This is a genomic window from Kitasatospora sp. NPDC093550, assembly GCF_044764985.1.
In the GTDB taxonomy this organism is placed as follows: domain Bacteria; phylum Actinomycetota; class Actinomycetes; order Streptomycetales; family Streptomycetaceae; genus Kitasatospora.
This window is the reverse complement of record NZ_JBIWJF010000029.1, coordinates 55369-79105: the sequence shown is the minus strand read 5'-3', so window position 1 is coordinate 79105 and position 23737 is coordinate 55369. Positions and strand designations below refer to the sequence as shown.

Annotated in this window: 19 protein-coding genes; 8 read left to right on the top strand and 11 right to left on the bottom strand. The window is 73.8% G+C overall.

The genetic code is table 11. The features are described 5' to 3' along the window. The first annotated feature begins 217 nt into the window (after nucleotides 1–217). From ACIRD3_RS33170 to ACIRD3_RS33140, 7 genes are all read left to right on the top strand, one after another. Entirely contained in the window at nucleotides 218–586 is a 369-nt protein-coding gene (locus ACIRD3_RS33170) for a hypothetical protein (protein ID WP_350526397.1), read from the top strand. 93 nt (nucleotides 587–679) lie between these two features. Beyond that, a complete protein-coding gene (locus ACIRD3_RS33165) occupies nucleotides 680–1675 on the top strand; it encodes an ABC transporter ATP-binding protein (RefSeq protein ID WP_402223965.1) in 996 nt (331 codons plus the stop codon). Next, nucleotides 1672–2544 carry an ABC transporter permease gene (locus ACIRD3_RS33160; RefSeq protein ID WP_402223963.1) on the top strand — a complete coding sequence of 291 codons (873 nt, stop codon included), beginning with the start codon at nucleotides 1672–1674 and terminating at the stop codon, nucleotides 2542–2544. The genes ACIRD3_RS33165 and ACIRD3_RS33160 overlap by 4 nt, the downstream gene beginning before the upstream one ends. A gap of 34 nt (nucleotides 2545–2578) precedes the next feature. Further along, nucleotides 2579–3844 (top strand): cytochrome P450, encoded by a 1266-nt coding sequence (locus ACIRD3_RS33155; RefSeq protein ID WP_402223962.1) that lies wholly within the window; start codon nucleotides 2579–2581, stop codon nucleotides 3842–3844. Next, nucleotides 3841–5079, top strand: a complete 1239-nt coding sequence (locus tag ACIRD3_RS33150) for a flavin monoamine oxidase family protein (protein WP_402223961.1) — start codon at nucleotides 3841–3843, stop codon at nucleotides 5077–5079. The genes ACIRD3_RS33155 and ACIRD3_RS33150 overlap by 4 nt, the downstream gene beginning before the upstream one ends. 11 nt (nucleotides 5080–5090) lie before the next feature. Next, nucleotides 5091–6032 (top strand): Rieske 2Fe-2S domain-containing protein, encoded by a 942-nt coding sequence (locus ACIRD3_RS33145; protein WP_402223960.1) that lies wholly within the window; start codon nucleotides 5091–5093, stop codon nucleotides 6030–6032. After that, nucleotides 6025–6804 carry an alpha/beta fold hydrolase gene (locus ACIRD3_RS33140; RefSeq protein WP_402223958.1) on the top strand — a complete coding sequence of 260 codons (780 nt, stop codon included), beginning with the start codon at nucleotides 6025–6027 and terminating at the stop codon, nucleotides 6802–6804. The genes ACIRD3_RS33145 and ACIRD3_RS33140 overlap by 8 nt, the downstream gene beginning before the upstream one ends. A gap of 77 nt (nucleotides 6805–6881) precedes the next feature. Here ACIRD3_RS33140 and ACIRD3_RS33135 read toward each other — a convergent pair whose 3' ends face one another. From ACIRD3_RS33135 to ACIRD3_RS33095, 9 genes are all read right to left on the bottom strand, one after another. Continuing rightward, the gene (locus ACIRD3_RS33135) at nucleotides 6882–7601 is read right to left on the bottom strand and encodes a G1 family glutamic endopeptidase (protein ID WP_402223956.1); all 720 of its coding nucleotides are present in this window, start codon (nucleotides 7599–7601) and stop codon (nucleotides 6882–6884) included. 362 nt (nucleotides 7602–7963) lie between these two features. Further along, nucleotides 7964–8389, bottom strand: a complete 426-nt coding sequence (locus tag ACIRD3_RS33130) for a hypothetical protein (protein WP_402223955.1) — start codon at nucleotides 8387–8389, stop codon at nucleotides 7964–7966. 173 nt (nucleotides 8390–8562) lie between these two features. Then, nucleotides 8563–8916 carry a YciI family protein gene (locus ACIRD3_RS33125; RefSeq protein WP_402223954.1) on the bottom strand — a complete coding sequence of 118 codons (354 nt, stop codon included), beginning with the start codon at nucleotides 8914–8916 and terminating at the stop codon, nucleotides 8563–8565. Between the two features lie 5 nt (nucleotides 8917–8921). Further along, nucleotides 8922–9272, bottom strand: a complete 351-nt coding sequence (locus ACIRD3_RS33120; RefSeq protein ID WP_402223952.1) for a YciI family protein — start codon at nucleotides 9270–9272, stop codon at nucleotides 8922–8924. A 71-nt stretch (nucleotides 9273–9343) separates the two neighbouring features. Continuing rightward, nucleotides 9344–12310: an NHLP bacteriocin export ABC transporter permease/ATPase subunit gene (locus ACIRD3_RS33115; RefSeq protein WP_402223951.1), complete on the bottom strand. Its 2967-nt coding sequence runs from the start codon at nucleotides 12308–12310 to the stop codon at nucleotides 9344–9346. Then, nucleotides 12307–14583 (bottom strand): NHLP family bacteriocin export ABC transporter peptidase/permease/ATPase subunit, encoded by a 2277-nt coding sequence (locus tag ACIRD3_RS33110; RefSeq protein WP_402223949.1) that lies wholly within the window; start codon nucleotides 14581–14583, stop codon nucleotides 12307–12309. Before ACIRD3_RS33110 ends, ACIRD3_RS33115 begins: the two co-directional genes overlap by 4 nt. Nucleotides 14584–14593: 10 nt before the next feature. After that, nucleotides 14594–15406: an HlyD family efflux transporter periplasmic adaptor subunit gene (locus tag ACIRD3_RS33105; RefSeq protein WP_402223947.1), complete on the bottom strand. Its 813-nt coding sequence runs from the start codon at nucleotides 15404–15406 to the stop codon at nucleotides 14594–14596. Next, nucleotides 15403–16959 (bottom strand): SagB family peptide dehydrogenase, encoded by a 1557-nt coding sequence (locus ACIRD3_RS33100; RefSeq protein WP_402223945.1) that lies wholly within the window; start codon nucleotides 16957–16959, stop codon nucleotides 15403–15405. Before ACIRD3_RS33100 ends, ACIRD3_RS33105 begins: the two co-directional genes overlap by 4 nt. A 21-nt stretch (nucleotides 16960–16980) precedes the next feature. Then, nucleotides 16981–19257, bottom strand: coding sequence for a TOMM precursor leader peptide-binding protein (locus ACIRD3_RS33095; RefSeq protein WP_402223943.1), 2277 nt, complete (start codon nucleotides 19255–19257; stop codon nucleotides 16981–16983). Between the two features lie 239 nt (nucleotides 19258–19496). Here ACIRD3_RS33095 and ACIRD3_RS33090 point away from each other — a divergent pair, with 239 nt between their 5' ends. Continuing rightward, entirely contained in the window at nucleotides 19497–21992 is a 2496-nt protein-coding gene (locus tag ACIRD3_RS33090) for an AAA family ATPase (protein ID WP_402223942.1), read from the top strand. Nucleotides 21993–22125: 133 nt separating this feature from the next. Here ACIRD3_RS33090 and ACIRD3_RS33085 read toward each other — a convergent pair whose 3' ends face one another. Further along, nucleotides 22126–22851, bottom strand: a complete 726-nt coding sequence (locus ACIRD3_RS33085; protein WP_402223940.1) for a VOC family protein — start codon at nucleotides 22849–22851, stop codon at nucleotides 22126–22128. After that, nucleotides 22785–23654, bottom strand: coding sequence for a hypothetical protein (locus tag ACIRD3_RS33080; protein WP_402223938.1), 870 nt, complete (start codon nucleotides 23652–23654; stop codon nucleotides 22785–22787). The genes ACIRD3_RS33085 and ACIRD3_RS33080 overlap by 67 nt, the downstream gene beginning before the upstream one ends. Nucleotides 23655–23737 lie beyond the last annotated feature (83 nt).

The following is a 23737-nucleotide window of genomic DNA, read 5'->3' as shown; positions in this document are numbered from 1 at the left end:
CGATGCGTATTCTGATACGTATTCAGGGGCCTGTGACGGCTGAAATCTACCGCACCTGCCGCACGTGCTCAATACTTAGTCCGGGCACCGGAAATGAGGTCTTGGCGGTCGATTGCGGCCGTGTCATTCTTCATTTGTCGGCGGCACCGGGAAGCACCGGGCAACAGGCTCCGGGACCGTCGGCGAAACCGGAAACCCAGAGAAAAGGAAAAGTCACATGGCTTTGGACCAGAGGAAGCGGGCCGAGTTCGTCAACGGCTACACCCGCGCCCTGATCAGCGCCTGGTCGAGCGAGGAGTACGCGGCCCGCCTGCGCACCGACGCCCGCGCCGCCCTCGCCGAGGCCGGCCTGGAGCTCCCGGCCGACGCCGAGATCGTCATCGTCTCGACTGCCGCCGAGGGCGAGCAGGAGGGCAACCTCGAGGTGCAGGTCGAGCTCTTCGAGATCGGTCTCGCGACCGGTCGCTACGAGTTCCACATCCCGGAGACCCCGCAGATCGACACCGCCGAGCTGAGCGAGGGCGACCTGTCGGACATCGCGGCCGGCGGCAACTCCTGCTGCTGCCCGTGCTGCTGCTGCACCTGATCCAGCCGGGAAACCCGCCCGCCGGGCAGAGCGCCCGGCCGGTCGACCTGAGGACCAGGTCGGCCTGAACACCCCACAGAGGAGCGATCCACAGTGGCGACTGCCGTCGGGGAACACCCCGTCTCAGTCCGCGGCCTGCGCAAGAGTTACGGCGACTGGCACGCGGTCCAGGGTCTGGATCTGGACATCCACCAGGGAGAGGTCTTCGCCCTGCTCGGGCCGAACGGCGCGGGCAAGACGACGACCGTCGAAATCCTGGAGGGCGTCCGCCAGCGAACCGGCGGTGACGTGCGGGTCCTCGGCTGTGACCCAGCCGAGGACCGGCGCGAGTGGCGCGCCAGGATCGGGGTGGTCCCGCAGACCACCGGCGCCTACTCGGACCTGACCGTGCGCGAGGTGGTCGAGCACTTCGCCGCGTTCTACCCGAACCCGCTGCCGGTCGGCCAGGTCATCGACATGGTCGGACTGGGCAAGCACGAGAAGAAGCAGAGCACGGACCTCTCCGGAGGCCAGGCCCGCCGGCTCGACGTCGCGGTGGGCATCGTCGGCGACCCGGACCTGATCTTCCTCGACGAACCCACCACCGGGTTGGACCCGGTGGCTCGCCGGGAGGCCTGGGACCTGGTCCGCTACTTCTCCGAGCGCGGACGCACCACCGTGCTCACCACGCACTACCTGGACGAGGCCGAGGCGCTGGCCCAGCGCGCCGCGGTGATCGTCGCCGGCCGAGTGGTCCAGTACGGGCCGCTGGCCGAGTTCGGCGGCCGCTCGCAGACTCCGACCACGGTCTCCTTCCGGATTCCGCCGGAGCTCGCCGGCCGCACGCTGCCGCCGCTGCCACCCGGGGCCGAACCGGCCCCGGTGGGCGTGGACGGCCTGCTCAGGATCGCCACGCACGCCCCGACCGCGCTGCTCGCGGCGCTGGTCCCGTGGGCGCACCAGGCGGGGGTCGGCGAACTGCCCGAGCTGCGGGTGCACCGGCCGACGCTGGAGGACATCTACCTGGAGCTCATCCGCGAGAACGTCGACGGGACCGACCGCGGCGCCGACAACAGCCAGAGCATCACCCACGAGGCGGGCCCCCGATGACCCTCACCCAACCCACCGCGACGACCGCCCGGGTGGGCGGGAGCACCGAGGCGCCCCGCCGGGCCGGCCGGATGCCCGGCATCTGGCGGGCCGGCGCGGCCCGCTCCAAGGTGGAGCTGCGGGCGTTCTTCCGGAACAAGCAGTCGCTGGTCTTCACCCTGATGTTCCCGGTGATCCTGCTGGTCGTCTTCGGCTCGATCTTCTCGGGCAAGGTGGCCGGCACCGACACCGACGTCAAGCTGGTGTTCATGGCCGGCATCATCGCCGCCGGCGTGATGAGCACCGCCTTCTCCGGCCTCGCGATCAACATCGCGATCGAGCGCGACACCGGTACGGTCCGCCGGCTCGCGATGACCCCGATGCCCAAGTCCGCCTACTTCGTGGGCAAGCTGGTGCGGGTCATCGTCACCACCGCGCTGGAGACCGTGCTGCTGATCGGCATCGCGCTGGCCCTGTTCGGCCTGCCGCTGCCCAGCACCCCGGAGCGCTGGTTCACCCTCGGCTGGGACCTCGCGCTCGGCACCGTCGCCTGCGCGATGGCCGGCGCCGCGTACTCGGCGCTGATCCCCAACAGCCGTTCGGCGGCGGCGATCGTCACCCCGGTCTTCATGGTGCTGCAGTTCATCTCCGGCGTCTTCTTCCCGTTCGGCCAACTGCCCGCCTGGATGCAGACGGTGGCCGCGTTCTTCCCGGTCAAGTGGATGGCCCAGGGCTTCCGCTCGGTCTTCCTGCCGGACTCCTTCACGGTCGTGGAACCGGCCGGGAACTGGGAGCTGGGGCACATCGCGCTGGTCCTGACGGCCTGGTCGCTGGCCGGCCTGCTGCTGACCGCCTTCTCCTTCCGCTGGCGCGGCCCCCGGGTCCGCTAGACCTACCGGCTAGACCTCTTGGGGGGCTGGATCCATGACGACGGCGTCGGTGCGCCTGCCGGAGCACCTCATCCACCCGTTCGCCCCGGCGGGGCGGGCCGACCCGCACCCGGCGTACCGGTGGCTCAGGGCCAACGACCCGGTGCACTTCGACGCCGCGTCCCGGCTCTGGCTGGTCACCTCGCACGCCGACTGCGCGACCGTGCTGCGCGACCCGCGCTTCTCGGCCGCGCAGGGCCAGCGGGAGCGCGCCCGGGACGACGAGCTGCCGCCGTCCATGCTCACCACCGACCCGCCGGACCACCACCGGCTCCGGGCCCCGGGGGCGCTGCTCCTGGGGCCGGCGGCCGTCCGCCCGCTCGGCGCGGGCCTGGCCGCCGACGTGGACGCGCTGCTCGACGCCCTCCCCGTCGACCGCCCGGTGGACGCCGTCGCCGACCTCGGCCGGCGCCTCGCCACCGCCGTCTACGCCCGTCTCTTCGGGCTCCCCGCCGCCGAGTTCACCCGCTTCGAGGCACTCGCCCGGGCCGCCTCGGTCAACCTCGACCCGATGGTGCCGCCCGCCCGCGCCGCCCTCGGCCGCAGCGCGGCCGGCGCGCTCACCCACTACCTCGACCGGCACACCACCCGGCTGCTCGCCGACGGCGTCGCGGTGCCGCTGACCGCGCTGGCCGCCGACGACCGGCTGAGCCGCGCCGAGATGCTCGGCATCCTCAACCTGGCCGTGATCGGCGGCTGGCAGCCGCTCGCCGAGTTCATCGGCAACGCCCTGCACCTGCTGCTGCCCGACCGCGCGGCCGTCGCCCGGCTCGCCGCGGCCGACGAGGACGCCGCCCGCCTCGCGGTGGACGAACTGCTGCGGCTGGAGGCGCCGATCCCGTTCACCGCCCGGGTCACCACCGACCGGGTCGAACTGAACGGCGGCGTCCTGCCGGCCGGCGCCCGGGTCCTCGCCGTGCTCACCGCCGCCAACCGGGACCCGGAGGTCTTCGCCGACCCGGACGACCTGCGCCTGGACCGCAGCCCCAACCCGCACCTCGGCTTCGGCGGAGGCCCGCACTTCTGCCTCGCCGCCCCGCTGGTCCGGCAGACCGCGGCCCTGCTGCTGCCGCGCCTGGTCCGCCGCTTCCCGGCCCTGCGCGGCCCGGCCGGCGCCCCGGCCTGGGACCAGTGCCTGGTGCCGCGCCGGCTGCGGGCCTTCCCGCTGGAGCTGGGGCCGGCCGCTCCGGACCTCGCCCCCGCTCCGGACCTCGCCCCTGCTCTGCGGTGTCCCCACCCCGGTTTCGAGGAGTCCCGGTGACCGCGTACGACGTCATCGTGGTCGGCGCCGGCCCGTCCGGCCTGAACTGCGCCCGGCTGCTGCGCCGGGAGGGCCTCTCCGTGGTCGTGTACGAGGCCAGGGAGCGACTCGGCGGCCGGATCCACACCTTCCACCCCGCCGACGGCGGCCCGTCGCTGGAGCTCGGCGCCCAGGTGGTGCACGGGGACCGCAACCCGGTGCACGAGCTGGTCGGCCCCGGCCGGACCACCGCCGTCCCGCGCCGGGTCACCGCCCGGATCGTCGAGGGCGGCGCCAACCGGGAGATGGGCGCGTTGAGCTTCGGCCGGCGCGCGCCCTGGCAGCTGGAGGCCATGCTGCAGCGCTCGCCCGGCGTCACCGGCCTGTCCGTCGGCACCTGGCTGCGCGCCTGCGGCAGCACGGGCACGGAAGCCGCGGCCGCCACCGAGTGGTTCCGGCAGAACTGGGCGGCCGACCCGGAGCAGCTGAGCGCCGCCGCCGTCGCCGCCGCCCACCGCGGCGACGCCGTCGGTGAGGGCGCCGTCGGCGAGGGCGAGTTCTCCGTCGAGGGCGGGTTCGGACTGCTGCCGGAGCGGCTGGCCGAGGGGCTGGACGTCCGGCTCGGCGAACCCGTCCGGGAGCTGGTGTACGAGCCGGGCCGCGTCACCGTACGGACGGACGCCGGGACGGCGACCGCCCGCGCGCTCGTGCTCACCGTCCCGCCGGCGGCCGTCGGCGGCATCGCCGGACTGCCCGAGGAGAAGCTGGCCGCCGCCGCGCGCCTCCCCGCCGGGGACGGCTGCTGCGCCGTGGTCACCCTGGACCGGCCCGCGCCCGGGACGGCGATCGTCTTCGACGTGGACGGCCGCACCGGCTTCGTCCGCTGCACCGACGGCCGCCCCGAGGCCCTGGTGGTCGCCAAGGCCGAGGCCGCCTCGTCGCTGCGCGCGGCCGTCGGCGACCGTACGGCGCTGGCGGCGCTGCTGGCGCTCGCCCTGCCCTGGACCTCCGGCGCCGCCGTCCTCGACCTCGCCGTCGCCGACTGGGGCCGGGACCCGTACGCCGGCGGGGCGTTCACCGCACCCCTGGCCGGACTGGAGGGCGCCGCCCGGCAGTGGGCGGACCCGGTGGCCGGCACGCTCTTCTTCGCCGGCGAGGCGACCGTGTCCGGCGAGCGGCTGCCCTGGGTGCAGGGCGCCCTGGCGAGCGGGGAACGGGCCGCCGAACAGGCCCTCAAGGCTCTGGCAACTCGATGAACGTGAGTCCGATGACTGTGCACCACGGCTGGTACCTGCTGGCCTTCCGCTCCGAACTGACCGACGACATCACCCCGTTGGCGGTCGGCCCGCGCCGACTGATCGCCGTCCGGGAGGCGGAGCGGATCCGCGTCCTGGACGCCTCCTGCCCGCACCGCGGCGCCCACCTCGGCTACGGCGGCCGGCGCGAGGGCGACTGCGTCGTCTGCCCGTTCCACGGGAAGCGGATCGGCCTCGGCGACCCGTCCAAGCACTGGTCGGTCGCCGAGCACCGGGTGCTGGAGTGGGGCGACGCGCTGTTCGTCCGGCTCTCCGACGACCCGGACGGCGACCGCGGCTTCGAGCGGGCGCTGAAGGGCTGGGAGGCGGACTTCCCGCTGGTCGCGGCCGTCAGCCTGCCGGTAGCGGTGCCGTCCGAGTACGTGGTCGAGAACGCCTTCGACCCGGACCACTTCAAGGCCGTCCACGGCGTCCCCGGCACCCGCGGGATGACCGCGCGCGACGGCGGGAGCGGCGAACTCGTCATCGAGGGCGAGTTCCTGATGCAGACCTCGCCCTGGCAGGACGCGCGCACGCTGGAGGAGATCCGCTGGGAGGCGGTCCGCACCGGCCGGGTCCGCTGGGACTTCAAACCGCGCTTCCACGCCCAGGCGTTCAGCCCCAACGTGGTGGTCACCGAGTTCGGCCCGGAGGCGGAGCGGCAGGTGATCGTCACCGGCTCGGTGCCGACCGAGGACGGCGGCTGCGTCGCCCGGGTCGCCATCGGCGTCCGGGAGGACCAGCGGGCCGCGCTGCCCGCCCTGCTCGGCGGCAGCGAGAAGGCGCTCGCCGAGGACAAGGTGGTCTGGGAGCACCTGGACCACGCCATGACCCCGCGCTACGACGCCCGCGACGAGCCGGTGCTCGCCTTCCGGGCCTTCTGCGCCGACTTCTCCGGAGGGCGTGATGCCTGAAGCCCTGCACCTGCACCGGGGTGGGGACGGCGACGGCCCCGCCGTGCTGTGGCTCCACGGCTACACCATGGACTCCACCACCTGGCAACCGCTGTGGGACCGCCTCCCCGGCTGGACCCACATCGGCGTCGACCTGCCCGGCCACGGCGGCTCGGCCCCGCTCCCCCCGGGGCTGACGCTCACGGCCCTGGCCGGGCAGCTGGCCGAGATCGCCGAGGAGACCGGCGCCCGACGGCTGGTCGGGCTCTCCTTCGGATCCCTGTCGGCCATCCAACTCGCCGTGCAGGAACCCGCGTTGCTGGACCGGCTGGTACTCGCCGCACCCACCCTGGCCGGCACCCCCAACGAGGACTCGGCCCGCGTCCGCTACCGGCAGCTGTCCATGCTCTACCGCTTCGCCGGCCCCGGCGAGCAGCTCGCCGACCTCTGGATGCAGTCCCCGCCCGACATCTTCACCGGCACCGAGCGCCACCCCGCCCTGCGCGCCGCGCTGCGGTCGGTGGTCGCCCGCCACAGCTGGGCCGAACTGGGCAACCGGGCCATGGACACCCTCACCGCCCACCGGCACACCGCGGACGACCTGCGCGGCATCACCGCCCGCACCCTGGTCCTCCTCGGCGACGAGGACATGCCCGCCTTCACCCGCAACGCCGAACTGCTCCGCGACACCGTCCCGGACTGCCGGCTGTCGCTGCTGGAGGAGACCGGCCACCTGCCCCTGCTCGAACGGCCGGAGGAGTGCGCCCCGCTGATCGCCGCCCACCTGGCCTGAGCCCGGCCTGAGCCCGTACGCCCGACGGCCCGCCCCCCTGTGCGCAGGGGAGCGGGCCGTCGGGAGTGGGGGCGGGTCTACTGGTGCAGGTAGGTGTCGGTGAAGCTGGTGCCGCCGCCACCGAGCGCGCTGGTCCGGGCCTCGTAGGTGCCGTTCGCGCTGGGGTCGAGCGCGACCGGGCCGTAGGAGCCGAGCGGCTTGCCGTTGACGGTGGCCGACGTGAAGCTCAGCGTGCCGAAGTCGGGGTACGAGCCGGTCGGCGACTCGATGATCACCTCGGCGCTGGTCCGCTGCGCGGAGAGGGTCTTGCTGGTGCTGTACGTCCAGCCGCGCGAGGAGTTCGTCAGCTTGAGGGTGTACTTGTTGCTCCCCGCGTAGGTCACCGAGGCGCTGATGACGTCGCCCGCCGAGACCGGGTACGAACCGGTGCTCAGGTACACCGGGTTCGCCGGGTACATCTCGTACCAGGCCTGGTTCACCGGACTGCCGCTGGAGCAGTCCGTGGCCACCCCGGTCTGCTCCACGGTGGAGGAGCCGTACCCGTCGATGCCGACCCACGGCGCGTACAGGTCGTCGGTGGAGTTGCAGGTCGCGCGCGGCTCGGTCCAGGTCGCGGACACCGAGGTGAAACCACTGCCCGTGGCGGCGTAACCGCCCCAGTTGTAGCCGTTGGTGTTGTACTGCAGCGGGCGGAACGACAGTGCCTGGGCGGCCGCCGCCGTGCTCGGCACGGCGGGCGCCGCGGCGGCGGTGACCGCGGCGGCGAGGGCGGCGACGCGTATCAGGACCTTGCGCATGCTGGCTCCTTCGTGGGGGGAGGGGCAGGCAGCTCACACGCCAATTCGGGCCGTGGGGGCGGCCGTTGGTGGGGGGTGTCAGCCAGGATCGCGGACTGTCATGAGCCGGGCAAGGGGCCGGGGGCGAAGGTTGATGAAGGAATTGCCATGCCCATCCCAGCACTTGACGTTTTCTGATCTCTGTTACCCCCGCCCCCCGCCTCGCCCTACCACAACCCGCATGTGAACGGCCCGCTCCCTCACGCAGGGAGCGGGCCGTTTCGGTGTACCGGGTCATAGAACGGTGGGTAGCGGCCTACCGGTGCTCAGCGGTGAACCGTTCCAGCGTGGGGAAGGCGCCGGTGTCGATCGTGTCGGACGACTCATAACTGATCAAGCCCCGTCATGAAGAGGGCTCGGCGGTACTGCCACTTGATGCGCTTGTCGTGCCGCGCGGGATCGGTGGGCCGCATGAGGGCGAGGAAGAAGAAGCACTTGATGAGCAGGAAGTCGCCGAGGTGCTCACTCACCCGCTGCCCGATCAGGGACGCCGTGGTCTCGTCGAGGGCGGCGGTGTAGGCGGCGCGCTGTTCCGGGGTGATGGTGTAGCCCTTGCCGTCGCCCTTGGACGCCACGATGTCGAGCGCGGGGTAGACGTCGTAGCCGAGCGGGACCGGTCCGTGGTGCTGCCAGTCGATGACGCCGGCCCGGAGGGCGTTGGGCAGGCCGTAGTCCAGGCGCCCGTGCACCATCGGGAGTCGGGCCAGCCGGTCGAGGGCGTGTTTGAACGCCGCGCGGACGCGCGGCACATCGAAGTCCGGGTTGTCCGGGTGGTGCTTGGCTTGGATCTCAGGCAGTCCGAGACGGGTGAAGCCCGGGACGACAGTCCTGCGGACCGCCTCGACCTCATCAACAGTGCGGGATAGCGAAAGGAGTGGGAAGTCGGCCGGGCCGACTTCCCACTCCTCTCCGACGCACCCGCTCAGGTCACCCGGACCGGGCGGACCTCCACCAGGTCGCCCGGGGCGGCGGGCATGCGGCGGGCCCAGGCGACGGCTTCCGCCTCGTCGGCCACGTCGATGACCCAGATGCCGCCGAGGTGTTCGTGTCCCTCGCGGTAGGGGCCGTCGGAGACCGGCGTGCCGGCGGCGCCCCCCGGGACCACCAGGCGGGCACTGCAGCTGCGTTGCAGCCCGCCGCCGTAGCGGACGGCGACCCCCGCCTCGTACATCTCGCGGCCGAATCTCGCGTGGGCGGCGTCGAGGGCGGCCTCCTCCGCCTCGCTCAGCCCGTTCCAGACCCGCTCGTCGCCGTGAATGAGCAGGGTGTATTCCATGAGCCTCAGTTCTCCGTTCCCACCGGCCGGTTGGTCCGTGGGGGCCCGTCGCAGCGACGCACCTCCACCCGGCCCGATTCGCTGTGCGGCAGTTTCGCCGCCCAGCCGAGCGCCTCCTGTTCGGAGGGCACGTCGATCACCCAGAGGCCGCCGACCTCCAGGACGCCTTCCGCGGCCCGGGCCTCGCCCTCGGCGGCGGCCGGCCGGGCCAGCCGCGCGCCGTAGACGATCCGCACGCCGGCTTCGGCGAGTTCCCGCCCGAAGGCGCGGTTGGCGGTGAACCGCGCCTCGCGTTCCTCCGGTGTCATCCGGTCCCAGTCGGTCTCCTGGCCGTACACCAGCAGTGCGTACTCCATGTCCCCTCCCCGAGACCCAAGAACCCAAGAACCCAAGAACCCAAGAACCCCATGAACCCAAGAGCTGAGAACTACATCTGGCGGCTGGCCAGCCGGGCGAACAGCCCGTCCCGGTCGGCCAGGAGCTCCTCGTAGCGGCCCTGCTGCACGACCCGGCCCTGGTCCATGACGATGATCCGGTCGGCCTCGGCGACGGTCGACAGCCGGTGGGCGATGACGACCCGGGTCGCGTTGAGGCGGCGGGTGGACTCGGTGACCAGGCGCTGGGTCGGGTTGTCCAGCGCGCTGGTGGCCTCGTCGAAGAAGACGATGCGGGGCCGGGAGACCAGCGCACGGGCGATCATCAGGCGCTGCCGCTGGCCGCCGCTGAGCGTGCTGGTGCCTTCCGAGAGCACGGTGTTCATGCCCATCGGGAGGGCGGCGATGTCCTTGTCGATGCCGGCCATCTCGGCGGCGGCCCAGGCGTCGTCCAGCGTGTGGTTGGTGGAGCCGACGATGTTGGCCTTGATGTCGCCGGCCAGCAGCGCGCCGTGCTGGAGCACCACGCCGCACTGGCGGCGCACCGCGGAGACCTCCAGTTCGCCGAGGTCCTGGCCGTCGTAGAGGACGGTGCCGCTCTCCGGCCGTTCGAAGCCGAGCAGCAGCCGCAGCACGGTGGACTTGCCGCTGCCGGACGGGCCGACGACGGCGACGAACTCGCCGGGCTCGATGGTCAGGGTGACGTCCTGCAGGGCGGGCGGGCCGTCCTGGCCGTAGCGGAAGGTGACGTGGCTGAGACCGAGGCGGCCGGAGAGGTCGCCCGGGTCGGCCTTGCTGTCGTCGACCTCGGGCTTCTCCTCCAGGATCGGCCGCAGCCGCTCCAGCATCGGGACGACGCCCATCGCGGTGACGGCGGCGGAGGTGAACTGCAGGCTGGAGGCGATCAGCAGGTTGAAGGCGGTGAAGAAGGAGAGGAAGACCGGGATCGGCACGCTGCCGTCCAGCGGGCCGGCGATCACGCCGAAGACGATGACCGAACAGACCAGCGGGAAACCGGCGTTGAAGGTGGTGACGGCGTTCTGCACCCGGCGCGAGGAGGCGGCGAGGCCGCGGCCCTTGCCGAACTCGGCGGCCCACACCCCGAACACCCGGTCCTCGGCCGCGGTGACCCGCAACTTGGGTATGGCGGTGAGCAGTTGGAAGACCCGGGCGGACATGGTCTGCTCATGCGCGTACAGCCGGCGCTGCCAGCGGACCTCGATCCGGCCGGCGACCAGTGCGAAGCCGCCGCCGATCAGGACCAGGACGGTGGCCAGCGCGGCCAGTCGCAGGTCGTAGAAGAACACCAGCACCAGGTTGGCGAGTCCGGTCAGCAGCCCGAGGGTCGCCGTGGTCATCATCCCGGAGAGGGTCTCCTGGGCGGCGCTGACGCCGAGCACGGTGGTGCCGAGTTCGCCGGTGGAGTAGTTGGCGAAGAAGGGCGCGGGCAACGACAGCAGCCTGGTCCAGACGCCGACCTGCATCGCCGCCGTCGACCGGCTCTCGATCCGCAGCACCGCGATGTTCTGCACGATGGACAGCGCGGCCACCGCCATCGCGGAGCCGATCACCACCAGCGCGCCCTCGGTGATCAGGTTGCGGTCCGCGTGCGCGACGAAGGTGCCGAGCACCTGGCCGGTCATCACCGGGACGAGCAGGCCGATCACCGCGACCAGGGCGGCCATGCCGGTGAACATCCACAGGTCGCGCCGGTTGTTGCGCAGGCCGAACTTCAGCAGTCCGCTGACGGTCCGTACGGTCGCGGGCAGCGGCCGGTACAGCACGGTGGCCTTGTTCTGCAGTTCGGCGGCGACCTTCGGGGTGAGCGGGGTGACCTTGCCGCCCTCGGCGAGGACGTAGCCGCCGCCGGAGCCGTCGCCGATCGGCAGCAGGGCGACCGGGGCGCCGGCCTTGCGGTAGCCGATCATCGGGCCGAGGTCGTGGCGCCACCAGCGGCCGTCCAGCCGGACGGAGCGGGTGCGCACGCCGGAGGCGAGGGCGATCGCCTGCAGCCGGTCGAGCCGGCGGTCGTGCCCGTTGCCGGCCACCGGGGCGGTGATGGTGAAGCCCTCGTGCCCGGCGACGAGCCGGGCGGCGGCCAGGGTGGGTTCGTCGCCGGTGGCGTCGCCGATCCGCAGCCGGGAGGCGGTGTCGCGCAGGATGGTCTCGAAGCCGCGCGCGGAGTCGGCGAGGGTGCCGGCGTCGCGTTCCCGGCGGGCGGCGATCAGGGCGGTCTCGCCGTCGCGGCGGCTCTGGATGCGCCGGTCGACGGCGTCCAGCAGCCGGCCGCAGTGGGCGGTGAGGCGCTCCCAGAGCCCGCCCTCGTCGAGCAGGTCGCGCGGGGAGCGGGCCCGGACGGTGGCCGCGCCGGTGGCGACCAGCCAGTCCCTCTCGGTGAGGCAGAGTTCGGCGCCCTCGGCGAGTTCGCCGGTCACGCCGCCGGGCGCCTCGACGGTGCCCTCCTCGATCCGCACCCACTGCAGGCCGTCGACCGAGCGCAGCGCCTGGCCGCGCTTGAGGGCGGTCGGCCCGGCCGGGTCGAGCGGGGTGAACTCGCGCGGCGGCAGGGTGTCGCGCAGCGCGCCGGCCAGCGCGGTCAGGCCGCGGGCCAGTCCGGCCAGGAACTGGTCGGCGGCGAGCTGCTGTTCGCCCTCGGGCAGGGCCCGGACGGCGGCGCCGGCCGCGGTGCCGCACTCCCGGCCGCGGGCGGAGAGGCCCTCGACCCAGGAGGTGGCGAGGAAGGAGAGTTCGGCGCCGAGCACCGGGCGGGCGACGATGCCGCGGCGGGTTCCGGCGGCCGCGCCGGGCACCAGGGTGCCCGCCTCGATCCGGCAGAGGAAGTGCCAACGGCCCTGCGGCGTGCCGGAGTCGAGGCTGACGGCGAACAGGTCGACGGCGCCGGAGCGGACCAGCAGCATCCGCTCGGGGTCGTCCAGCACCAGGTAGCGGTCGGTCAGCGGCTCGACCGGTTCGGCCGCGTCGGTGAAGAACGGCGAGAAGACTTCCAGAGCCACGGTCACAGTTCGTCCTCCTCCTCGCGGCGCGCCGACTCGATGAGCGCGGTGTAGTGCCCGCCGAGCGCCAACAGCTCGTCGTGGGTGCCGCGTTCGACGATCTCGCCCTCCTGGAGCACGATGATCTCGTCGGCGTCGCGGACGGTGGAGAGCCGGTGCGCGATGATCAGGCAGGCGCAGCCGCGGCGCCGCAGGTTGTCCATGATCACCCGCTCGGTCTCCGGGTCGAGCGCGCTGGTGGCCTCGTCCAGCACCAGCAGGGTCGGCTCGGTGGCCAGGGCGCGGGCCAGTTCGAGGCGTTGGCGCTGGCCGCCGCTGAAGTTGCGCCCGCCCTCCAGGACGGCGCTGTGGATGCCGCCGGGCCTGGTCATCACGGTGTCGAAGACGGCGGCGTCGTGCAGCGCGGCGGTCACGGCCTCGTCGGGGACGTCGTCGTTCCACAGCGTGAGGTTGTCCCGCACGGTGCCCTCGAACAGGGAGATGTCCTGGTCGACGTAGGCCAGCGAGGAGGCCAGGACGGTCCGGGAGATCTCCTCGCGGGGCCGCCCGTCCAGCAGGATCCGGCCCGACCAGGGGGTGTAGAGGCCGGTCAGCAGCCGGCCGAGGGTGGACTTGCCGCTGCCGGAGCCGCCGACGACGGCGATCCGGCGGCCGGGGACCACGGTCAGGCTGAGGTCCTTGATGATCGGCTCGCTGAGCGGGCTGTAGCCGAAGCGGACGTTCTCGAACTCCAGGGTGCCGTCCAGCTTGGGCCCGGCCGGCGGCTCGGGCTTGGCGAAGGCGGCGGCGACCGGGTAGCGCTCGACGTCGTACAGCCGCTTGATGTCGGCGGTGACGTCCTGCAGCCGGCCGCCCAGGTTGGTGAGCTGGGTGACGGGGCGGCTGAGCGAGGCCAGCAGGGTCTGGAAGGAGACCAGGATGCCCACGCTCATCGCGCCGTCCACCACCCGCTGCCCGCCGACCAGCAGGATTAGCCCGCTGTTGAGCGCGGCGAGCATCGGCGGCACCACGGTGAGCACGGCGCTGGGGATCCCCAGCTTCTGCTTGGCGGTGACCACCTTGGCGAGGAAGCCGGCCCAGCGGCTGAACGCGTCCGGCTCGGCGCCGGTGGCCTTGACCGTCTCGATCAGCGAGAGCGTGGTGAAGGTGGTCGCGGTGAGGTTGCCGCGGTCGGTGCGCAGCGCGGCGACGGCGTCGGTGCGGGAGCGGGCGACGGCCTGCAGCACGACGATGTTGAGCAGCGCCATGCCGACGCCGACGACGCCGAGCAGGATGTCGTAGCGGATCAGGATGGCCGCGTAGAACAGCACCAGGCCGAGGTTGATGACGGTCAGCGCGAGGTCGCGGGAGAGGATCTCGGCGACCACGTCGTTGCCGGACACCCGCTTGGCGACCTCGGCGGGGCGGCGCTGCAGGAAGAAGTCGACCGGCAGCCGCAGCAGGTGCCGGAAGAACCGGGCGGAGCTGACCAGCCCCATCCGGATCTCGATCCGCAGCAGGTAGTGCCGTTGGACGCTGGTCAGCACGAAGACGACCACGGCGGTGGCGGTCATGGCGGCCAGCAGCGGCAGCAGGTAGCCGCTCCCGCTGCCGGCCAGCACCCGGTCGATGAACACCCGGGTGTACGCGGGGATCGCGATGCCGGGCAGCACCAGCAGCAGGCTGGCGAGCAGCACCAGCGGCATGGCGCGGCCGGTGGGCAGCCGGCGTTCCAGCAGGGCGCGGGTGATGCCGCCCTTGTCGCCGCCGGGCTGGAAGTCGGGGCCCTTCTCGAAGGAGAGGACGATGCCGGTGAAGCCGGAGTCGAACTCGTCCCACTCCATCAGGCGCGGGCCGCTGGCCGGGTCGTTGACGGCGACGACGGTGCGCCCGTACCGGGTGCGGATGCCCTCGACGACCATGAAGTGCTGGAAGGCCCAGAAGATGATGACCGGGCCGTCGAGGTCGCGGAGCTTCTCGGCCTCGGTCTGGTAGCCGCGGGCCTTGAGCCCGTACGTCCGGGCGGCGTTGAGCAGGGTGGAGGCGCGGGCGCCGTCGCGGGAGACGCCGCAGACGCCGCGCAGGTCCTCCAGCGGCACCCAGCGGCCGTGGTAGGCGAGGATCATGGCCAGGCTGGCGGCCCCGCACTCGACCGACTCCATCTGCAGGACGGTCGGTACGGCGTGCCGCCAGCGCCGCGGCGCGGCCGCCCGGGTGGGGCGGCCGCGGCGCTTCTTCTTCCCCGGCTCGGGGGCCGGGCCGGCGGTGGTCCGGGTGGCTTCCGGGATCGTGGCTGTCATCGGAGCCCCCTCAGCGGCCGAGGATCAGGTTGAACGGGGTCTGCCGGCCCACGTTGATCGTCGCGGTGACGGCGACCTGGGTGCCCAGCGGGTTCGGCGGGCCGCTCTGCGAGGTCCAGGAGTAGCCGCTCGGGGTGTTGGGGTCGGGCTTCAGCTCGACCACCACCAGCCGGGGCGCGTCCTTGCCGAGGTAGCGCTGGGCGGCGAGGTCCCCGCCGACGAGGCCGGAGACGGCCTCCTTGGTGAGCGCGTACGGGCTGACCGAGCTGACGGTGCCGCGCAGCAGGCCGAAGGCGCCGGCCGGGGTGGTGGAGACGTTGAGGTCCACCTGGTCGCCCGGCTCCAGGCCGACGGTGTGGGCGGCCGGTACGAAGACCATGGCGACCATGCCCTCCTGCGGGTCCTCGATCCGCTCGACCGAGACCACCGGGGAGCCGGGGGCGACGACCTGGCCGTCGGTGACGGACAGGCCGACCACCCGGCCGCCGAACGGGCTGGTGATCTCCCGGCTGTGGCCCTCGGCGTCCTCGACCCGGGCCACCGACTGGCCCTGCTTGACCTGGTCGGAGGGCTTGGCGAGGACGGTGCGGACCATCCCGCCGAACGGGCTCTGGATCATCGCGGTGCCGTGCGGGCGGGTCAGCAGGCCGGGGGCGTCGACGGTGATCGGGATGTTCCCGGCGAAGGTCCACAGCAGCGCGGCGGCCATGGTGATCATCACGACGAACAGGGCGATCCAGCCCCGCGGTGCGGCGAGCAGGGTGGGCGAGTCCAGCTCGTCCGGCTCGCGCATCCGCTGCAGCGCCTTGAAACGGAACTTCATCTTCTGGCTTCTCTCCGTGGGACGCCGACGTCCTGGCGCAGCGTGGGGGGCCGGCTGCCGATCACGAGCTCACCGACGGTGCCCTCGGTGAAGAAGTCGAGGCCGCTGGCCGCGGCGAAGTCGGCGGCGTCGCCGCCACCGAGGCCGCAGACCGCGAGGTCCATCGCGGTGCCGACCAGGTAGAGGGTCTGGTAGAGCGCGCCGACGTGCTTGAGGATCAGCGGGTAGGCGACGGTCTCGTACTTCCACATCACCCGGCCGAAGCGCGCGGTGACCAGCAGCACGACCTGCGGGTCGGCCTTCATCAGGCTGGACTCGCGGGCGCTGGCCACCAGTTGGGCGGTCGCCGGACTCGGCTCGCTGACCAGCTCCAGCTCGTGCCGGTCGGTCGCGTAGTGCCACAGGCCCGGCTCCAGGCCGGCGCAGGAGGTGACCAGCGGGTACAGCTCCAGCTCGTGCACCGCGCCGCCGCTCGGGTACGGCCGGTCGGCCAGCTCCTGGCCGTCGCCGCCGGTGAAGGTCTGCCGCCGGCGGGCACTGCGGTAGAGCAGCTCGCCGAGCTGCTCCAGGGTGATCGGCGCCTGCTCGTCGTGGTCGCGCACCGAGCGGCGCTGTTCCAGCACCTCGGTGAACGGCCGGTCGGCGCGGGCGAGTTCGTCCAGGTCGGGGACGGGCAGGGCGACCTTCGGGCCGGGGAACGGCGAGGGCGAGGCCGGCTCCGGTGCGAACCGGTCGCCGAAGCGGTAGGTGCCCCCGTACCCGGCGACCGTGGTGGGCCGGCGGGTACGGGAGTGGAAGGCGAGGTCGGCCGCCTGCCACTGGGCGAAGCGCTGCTCCTCGGCCTCCGGCTCGGCGCCGGGGGAGCCGTACGCCAGCAGGCCGGCCGCGGCGAACAGCCGCAGGGTCTGCCGGACGGCGTCCAGCGGCAGGCCGCCGGGCAGCTGGGCGAGGGCGGCGGGGCTGGTCCAGCCGGCCAGCGCGGCCAGCAGTCCGGCGGCCCGGGCGGTCAGCTGGACGGCCAGCGGGCTGCCGGGGGCGCGGACCAGCAGGGCGCCGTCCTCGGCCGAGGCGGAGGCGAAGCGGGACAGCTTCACCTGCCCGGTCGGGTCCGGGGTCGGCCCCGGTTCGGCGGCGCCCCGGCCGACCGGCCGCAGCCGGGCCAGCGGCTCGTCGGCGGTGTCGGTGACCAGGTGGACGGAGTGCTCCAGCAGCCCGGTGGTGCCGAGCCGGCGGCGGGTCAGCTGCCAGCGCAGCAGCCCGGCGTCGCCGTCCCGGGCCGCCACCAGGGCGGCCAGTTCCTCTTCGGTGTGCTCCCCCGCGGCCAGCGCGGCGACGGCCTCCAGGGCGCCGGCCGCCAGGTCGTTCAGGTTCAGCGCGCCGACGGGCGCGGTCAGCCGGACGGCGCGCGGGCCGAGCGGCGCGAACGCGCCGTCCGGGCGCAGCCGCAGCCGGCGGACCGTGCGGGCGGTCGCGGGCAGGTGGATCCCGTCGGGGGCGGCGGCCGGGTCGGTGGTCGCCGCGACGGTCGGATCGGTGGTCAGAGCGGTGGTCATGGTGTCAGCACCCGGCCGTTCCTAGAAGAAGACGTTCTTCGGGTTGAGCTGCTCCTCGGTGTGCGGCGCGGCGAGCCGGCCCTGGCGGACCGGGACGTCGTACAGCCGGCCGGGAGCGAGGCGGCGCCAGAAGTGGCGCATGCCGGGGGCGATCACCTTGACCACGCTGAGGTCGAGGTCGGGGCGGCTCTGGTCGAGCACGATCACCTCGACGCCGGCCTTGGCGGCGCGCTCGACGCAGTCCCGGACGTGGCCGGCCAGGTCGTCGCCGACGAGCGGGGCGAAGTCGGCGAGGGTGCTGGCGGCCTGCTCGCGGTCCGGCAGCAGCCAGGGCTCGCTCGCCACGGTCGCGGTCTTGCACCACTCCAGGGTCTCCAGGTCGTCGGTGCGGTAGAGGGTGTTGCCGTCCTCGTCCCGGCGGTCGACGAACGGGAGGAACTGGTTGACCTCGGTGAGCGCGCGGATCGCGGCGATCCGCGGGTCCGGGTGGGCGCCGAAGCCGACCATGATGTCCTCGACCGCGTGCTTGCGCCGGGAGACGGCGGCGAACACCGGCACGCCGAGGTCGGAGGTGATGTCCAGGACCCACAGCTCGCGGTCCACCGAGGCGTAGAAGGCGCGCATGGTGTCCACGTACGGGTCGTTGAGCGAGTCGAGGTCGAACTCGGGCTGGGCGAGCCGGTTGTACCACCACAGGGCGACGGCGTCGCGCTCGACGACCTCGCAGAAGCCCTGCAGGATCGCCTCCTCCAGGGTGTTGCCGCTGGCGCAGCCGTTGGAGTCGCCGACGCAGTAGAAGTGCTGCTGCAGGTCGGGGTGGCCGTACCAGGCGTAGCCGGAGGGGATGAGCCGCTCGGCGTCGTGGGTGAGCGACCAGGCGCGGGTCCAGTCCAGTTCGACGTCGGTCGGGAACGGGTCGGGCACCAGGTGCAGCCGGTGGTTGGGGTCGGCGTTCCAGGCGGCGCGGCCCTCGAACTGGGCCTCGGAGAACTGCAGCAGGGCGTCCATGTGGACGGCGACCGCCGGGTCGAGGTCGCGGTAGGCGGCGCGCACCACCGGCTCCTCGCCGCGCCAGACCGCCGAGTAGCGCTCGATGGCCTCGCAGATCGCGCTGACCTTGGCCTGGATCTCGGACCGGCCCTTGCCGCCGCTCTGGCCGCGCATGTTGCGCCGCAGCAGGTCCATGTTGTCGTTGACCATGGCGAAGTTGTGGCCGGCGGTGAAGCTGTAGGTGATCCCGTTGCCGGTGTCCTCGTGCGCGCCGAGGCGGGTGATCGCGCCCAGGTGCGGGCTGATGTGGTGCTTCAGCCGGTCGTAGGTGAACTGCGGGGCCTGCACCCGGTAGCCGCCGTCGGTGGTGTGCCGGGCGGGGCTGGGCTGCAGGACGACCTTGGGGCTGCGCTCGGTGAGCAGCGCCGGGTCCCCGCAGCTCGGGCACTGCGGCTGGCGGACCAGCGTGTGCTCGGTGGTCTGCAGGGTGTTGAGGTCGAGGCTGACCATGGTGCCGGCCAGCGCGGAGCAGCAGGCGTCGGCCAGGGTGCGGGCGGTCTCGGCGGCCAGCAGCTGGGCGGCCGTCGCCGGGCCGGCCGGGATCGCGGCGCGCAGCGGGTGGAACGGCACGCTCTCGCCGCGCTTGCCGGCCAGGTAGCGCTCGACCTGGCGGTTGCCGCTGACGCGCTGGGCCAGGCAGGTCCAGCAGCCGGTCTCGCCGGGGCGCAGCAGCGGGCCGAGCCACGGGGCGGTGCCGGTGGGCTTGGCGAGCATCCAGGCGCGGCCGTCGGCGAGGCGGGCGGTGTTGAGCCGCTCCAGCACCGGGTGCAGGTAGTCGTCGGTGAGCGCGATGACCATGGTGTCGGGGCCGGCGCCGGCGGCCTCGTCCTCGGTCACCGGGCGGGCCCGCAGGCCGGTCGCGGTGAGCGCGTCGACCAGGGTCGCGGCGGTGGTGTCGCCGAGGGCGAGCACCAGCAGTTCGGTGGCCCGGGCGGACTCCAGCGCCACGGCCGGGTCGACGCCCTGGGCGTCCCAGTAGGCGAGCACGTGGTCCGGGAGGTCGGGCCGGCCCTCGGCGAGGTGCCCGGCCGCCTCGTAGCGGCGCAGGGCGGTGAGCGCCTGGCCGAGCGGCACCGTGCCGCCCAGTTCCTGGAGGATCTCGGCGACGGTGCGCCGTCCGTCCAGGTAGGGCAGGAGGCGCACCGCGGCGGCCCCCGGGACGAGGTAGTCCTGTCCCTCTCCGAGCAGGAAGACCTTGTCGTCCACCGTCTCGGTGAGGAAATGGGCCTTGAGCCGCGGTCGCTCCATAAGTCATCCCCCTGTGTTCACAAGTCCGTTGCTGATATTGAACACGCCGTCAAAACAGCTGTACATACTGCATATTCGAGCGGCCGATCGATATACGCATCGCCGGGAATTACGTATTCCGCGGCGCCGGTACGTAGCGCCGTACGTATTCGTCCGGCGCGTTGACAGCCGGGTGGGGGAGGCGATACTGGTGGGTCCGCACGAGGGTACCGACGGGGGTTGCGTTGCCTACTGGAGTTTTGCTGCACCGTGAGCAGGAGCTGGCCGAGCTGGCCCGCGCGGTGGCCGGGGCCGGTGCCGGCCGACCGGCGGTGGTGCTGGTCAGGGGCGTGCGGGGGGTCGGCAAGAGTGCGCTGCTGCGGGCCGCGCTGGCCCGCATGCCGGGCGAGGCGGTGGTGCTGCGGGCCCGATGTCACGACAACGAGCGGGACTTTCCGTACGGGGTGGTGCGCCAGCTCTTCGACCCCATCATGCGCATGTCAAGCAATCCGGCGCAAGTCGCGGAATTCCCCGGCGGGGAATTTCTCGCCGAGGCGATCCCGGAGCGTTCGGAAAGCTCCGGGAACGGCCGCGAGCGGGTCCTCAACAGCCTTTTCCACGCCGCCCGTTCACTGACCTCCCGGACGCCCGTCGTGATGGCCGTGGACGATCTCCACCTGGCCGACGAGGAGTCCCGGCACTGGTTCTCCTACCTCGCCCGCCGGCTCGACGGCCTGCCGGTCGCGCTGCTCGCCACCACCGCCGACGAGGCCGAGGACCCGCTGGCCGCCGAACTCGGCGCGCTCGGCCACGCCCGTACCGTCACCCCCGGACCGCTCTGCGACAGCTGCGTCGCCGAGCGGGTCGCCGAGGAGTTCGACGCCCCGGTCGACCCGGAACTGGCCGCCGTCTGCCACAACCTCTCCCGCGGCAACCCGCTGGTGCTGGAGGAGCTCACCGCCCGCCTGGTCGCCGCCCGGATATCCCCCGGCTCGCCGGACCTCGACACCGTCCGCCGGATCGGCGCCGGCACCCTCGCCGACACCACCCTCAGCTGGCTGCGGCAGAGCCACCCCCGGGCCGCCGAACTGCTCACCGGCCTCGCCGTCCTCGGCGCCGACGCCGACCTCGCCACCGCCGCCCTGCTGGCCGGCCAGGGCGAACTGCTCGCCGACGAGGCCCGCGAGGCGCTGCGCCGCACCGACCTGATCGAACCCGGCCCGCCGGAGACCTTCCGCCACGAGCTGGTCCGCACCGCCGTCCTGGCCCGCACCGACCCGCGGATCCTGGTCGCCCTGCACGAGCGGGCCGCCGCCCTGCTGGCCCGGCTCGGCGCCCCGGCCGGGCGCACCGCCGAACACCTGATGTCCTCCGGCACCACCGGCCTCGACTGGGCCGTCCCGGTGCTCCGCACCGCCGCCCGGGAGGCCGCCGCCGACGGCCACTGGGACGACGCCGCCCGCTACCTGCAGCGCGCCCTCGCCGACACCACCGACCCGGAGACGGTCCGCTCGCTCACCGGGCAGCTCGGCGCCGTCGAACTCCACCGGGACGTCTCCGCCGCCGCCCGCTGCGCCGCCGGCCTGGCCACCGTCGCCGACCCGGTCGAACGGGCCCGGCTGCTGCGGCCGTTCACCGGCCCGGTGCTGGCCCTCAGCTCCTCCGGCACGGCGACCGTCCCCTTCACCGAGGCCGCCCACGCCCTCGCCGCCACCGCCGCGGCGCCCGGCGAGCTCCTGCTGCCGCTCGCTGCCCAGGCGCTGCTGACCGGCCGGCGCACCGCGCTGCGACCGGCCGTCGCCGCCCTGCGCGCCGACCCCGCCGCCGCCTCCGCCCCCGCCCTGCTCGGCGCCCTGGCCGCGACCGCCGCCGCCGGCGGACTGCCCCGTACGGCCGTCCGACTGGCGGCCCGCAGCGTGCGCGGGGTCTCGCCCGCCGAGGCCGGCGTCGAGGTGCTCGGCGCGGCGATGGCCTATGCCTGGACCGGACGGCTGGACGAGGCGGCCGCCTGGGCCGGCCGCGCGGTCCGCTCCGCCCAGCGCTGGAACCACCGCGGCGAACTGGCCCTCGCCCTGCTCGCCCGCTCCGACATCGCCCACCGCCAGGGCCGGCTGGACGCCTCCCTGGCCGACGCCGAACACGCCGCCGAGCTGGCCTGCCGGGTCCGGGCCGAGGAACTCGCCGGCGCGGCCCGGGCCCTGGTCGTCCGCGCCCGGCTGCGCCGCGGCCTGCCGGTGGACGGCACCGGCCTCGCCGAGGTGGACCTGCCCGCCGAGGCCCACCCGCTGCTGCGCGCCGTGGTCCTGGAGGCCCGCGGCCTGCTCGCCGCCCACCGCGGCGACCACCAGCAGGCACTGCGCCTCTTCCTGGAGTGCGGCCACCAGCTCGCCGCCCGCGGCATCGCCAACCCGGCCTGCGTGCCCTGGCGTTCGCACGCCGCCCAGACGTACCAGGTGCTCGGCGAACCCGCCGCCGCCCGGACCATCGCGGCCGACCCGCTGCCCGGCGGCGACGCCCGCCCCCGACCCGCCGAGGACCGCGGCCCCGCCATCGGCACCCGGGACGCCGGCCCGGTCCGGCTCACCCCGAGCGAACGCCGGGTCACCGAACTGGTCCTGCAGGGGCTGAGCAACCTGGAGGTCGCCGAGCGGCTCTGCCTCAGCAAGCGCACGGTCGACACCCACCTGGGCCGGATCTACCGCAAGCTGGCGATCAAGGGCCGGCCCGAACTGGCCTCGGCCGTCAAGGCGCTGTGACCGCGTGAGGACGGCGGCGTGAGGACAGCCGCGTGGGGCCGACCGCGTGGGGCCGACCGCGTGGGCCCGACCGCGTGAGGACGACCACGTGAGGACGACGGAAGGACCCGGTCCCCTCGGCCGGGCCCTTCCGTCAGGCTCCGCCGCCCGCCGGCGCCGCGACGACGCCGAACTCGGCGCCCCACGGGTCGCGCAGCACCGGCGGCTCCTCGCGGCCCGGCCGCACCAGCCGCGCGCCCAGCTCCACCGCCCGGCGCACGGTCTCCGCCGGGTCGAGCGCGCCGAGGTGGGGAAGCCACTGCGGGCGGCCCTGGTCGCTCTCGACCACCCGGGCCTGCCCGACCCCGTCCAGCTCGAACTCCCCGTCGGGGGTGAGCCGGTAGCCGAAGACCGCACCGTAGAAGGACTCGGCGGTGGCGGCGAGCGGCACCCGCAGCTCGTGGCCGCTGATCGTGCCGGCCTCGTCGGCGAGCACCACGCCCTCGGCGCGGCTGCCCTCCCAGAAGCCGACCGCGGCGCCCGAGGGGTCGACGGCGAGGAACAGCCGCCCGTTCGCCCCGACCGGCACCGGCGGCATCACCACCCGGCCGCCGCTGCGCCCGACCTGCGCGCAGCTGTGGTCCGCGTCCTTGGTCGCCAGGTAGATGTTCCACACCGCGCCGGGCGGCATCCCGGCCGGCGCGGCGCCGAAGCCGCCGATGATCTCCCCGCCCAGCACCGCCAGTTGGTAGTCCGGCGACTCGGCGACGAACTCCCAGCCGAACAGCGCCGCGTAGAACTCCCGGCTGCCGTTCAGATCGGGAGTGATGCAGTCAGCCCAGCACGGTGCGCCGATGGCATAGCGGGTACGTCGAGGCACGACTCGTCCTTCTCCTTGGTCATTGCGTGATCGATCAGGCCCGCCGCCTCCTCCGCCCCGCCCGCACCGGGTAGGTGCAGGCAGTGGGTCGGCGCCCCGGCGAGCAGACCGGCCGATCCGGCCGGCCAAGTCTGGGTCGTGAACTCCCATGGTGCCAGCCGGACTTCCTCGTCCGCACTGCGACACAGCCGGATCAGCGCCGGTGGCGCCAGCCGGGCCCGCACCGGGACGACCGGGCCCAGGCACTCCGGGCGCACCAGCAGCACCTCGCCGCCGATCGGCGAGGCGACCGTGCGCCACATCCCCTCCGGCAGCCCGGCCCGCCGCAGCCGGGCGGCGGCCGCCCCGCGCGCCTCCAGCGGCGCGAGGTAGGGCAGCACGTGGCCGCTGCGGCGGTCCAGCACCAGCAGCCGGCCGGAGACGAACTCCCAGGAGCGCTGGGCCAGCGCGGCGGCCACGTTCGCCTGCTCCGAGTACGGCCCGCCGAGCAGGGCGACGGTGGCCCCGCCCCTGGCCAGCACCACGGCCGGGGCCAGGCAGAACCGGTCCTGCAGCGCGGCGAACGGCGGTACGGCCGGCGGCACGTTGCCCCAGCCCCGGAACGGCCGCCGCAGCAACGGCGTGCCGTCGCTGCGGCGGACCAGGAAATCGCCCGGGTCGCCCTTTCCGGCGGCTCCGGAGAATTCCACCCGCAGCTGGTCGGGGTCCTGGGAAATCCCTGCGAGGTGCGGACCGAAATGGAACGAGATCTCGTCGCGGTCGGCCCGGACGAGGCCGACCTCGATGCCGAAGAAGTTCAGCACAATCGGCTCGATAACCGGCACTGTCGCTCCTGACGGGTTTGTTGCACATTCAATTTGCCAGCGCGCCCGGAGCGTGCCACCAG

Bases quoted from the DNA above. Each gene is read 5' to 3' on its own strand.
- ACIRD3_RS33170 (WP_350526397.1), top strand. From the start codon at position 218: ATGGCTTTGGACCAGAGGAAGCGGGCCGAGTTCGTCAACGGCTACACC.
- ACIRD3_RS33160 (WP_402223963.1), top strand. From the start codon at position 1,672: ATGACCCTCACCCAACCCACCGCGACGACCGCCCGGGTGGGCGGGAGC.
- ACIRD3_RS33155 (WP_402223962.1), top strand. From the start codon at position 2,579: ATGACGACGGCGTCGGTGCGCCTGCCGGAGCACCTCATCCACCCGTTC.
- ACIRD3_RS33145 (WP_402223960.1), top strand. From the start codon at position 5,091: ATGACTGTGCACCACGGCTGGTACCTGCTGGCCTTCCGCTCCGAACTG.
- ACIRD3_RS33140 (WP_402223958.1), top strand. From the start codon at position 6,025: ATGCCTGAAGCCCTGCACCTGCACCGGGGTGGGGACGGCGACGGCCCC.
- ACIRD3_RS33135 (WP_402223956.1), bottom strand. From the start codon at position 7,601: ATGCGCAAGGTCCTGATACGCGTCGCCGCCCTCGCCGCCGCGGTCACC.
- ACIRD3_RS33125 (WP_402223954.1), bottom strand. From the start codon at position 8,916: ATGGAATACACCCTGCTCATTCACGGCGACGAGCGGGTCTGGAACGGG.
- ACIRD3_RS33120 (WP_402223952.1), bottom strand. From the start codon at position 9,272: ATGGAGTACGCACTGCTGGTGTACGGCCAGGAGACCGACTGGGACCGG.
- ACIRD3_RS33110 (WP_402223949.1), bottom strand. From the start codon at position 14,583: ATGACAGCCACGATCCCGGAAGCCACCCGGACCACCGCCGGCCCGGCC.
- ACIRD3_RS33105 (WP_402223947.1), bottom strand. From the start codon at position 15,406: ATGAAGTTCCGTTTCAAGGCGCTGCAGCGGATGCGCGAGCCGGACGAG.
- ACIRD3_RS33100 (WP_402223945.1), bottom strand. From the start codon at position 16,959: ATGACCACCGCTCTGACCACCGATCCGACCGTCGCGGCGACCACCGAC.
- ACIRD3_RS33095 (WP_402223943.1), bottom strand. From the start codon at position 19,257: ATGGAGCGACCGCGGCTCAAGGCCCATTTCCTCACCGAGACGGTGGAC.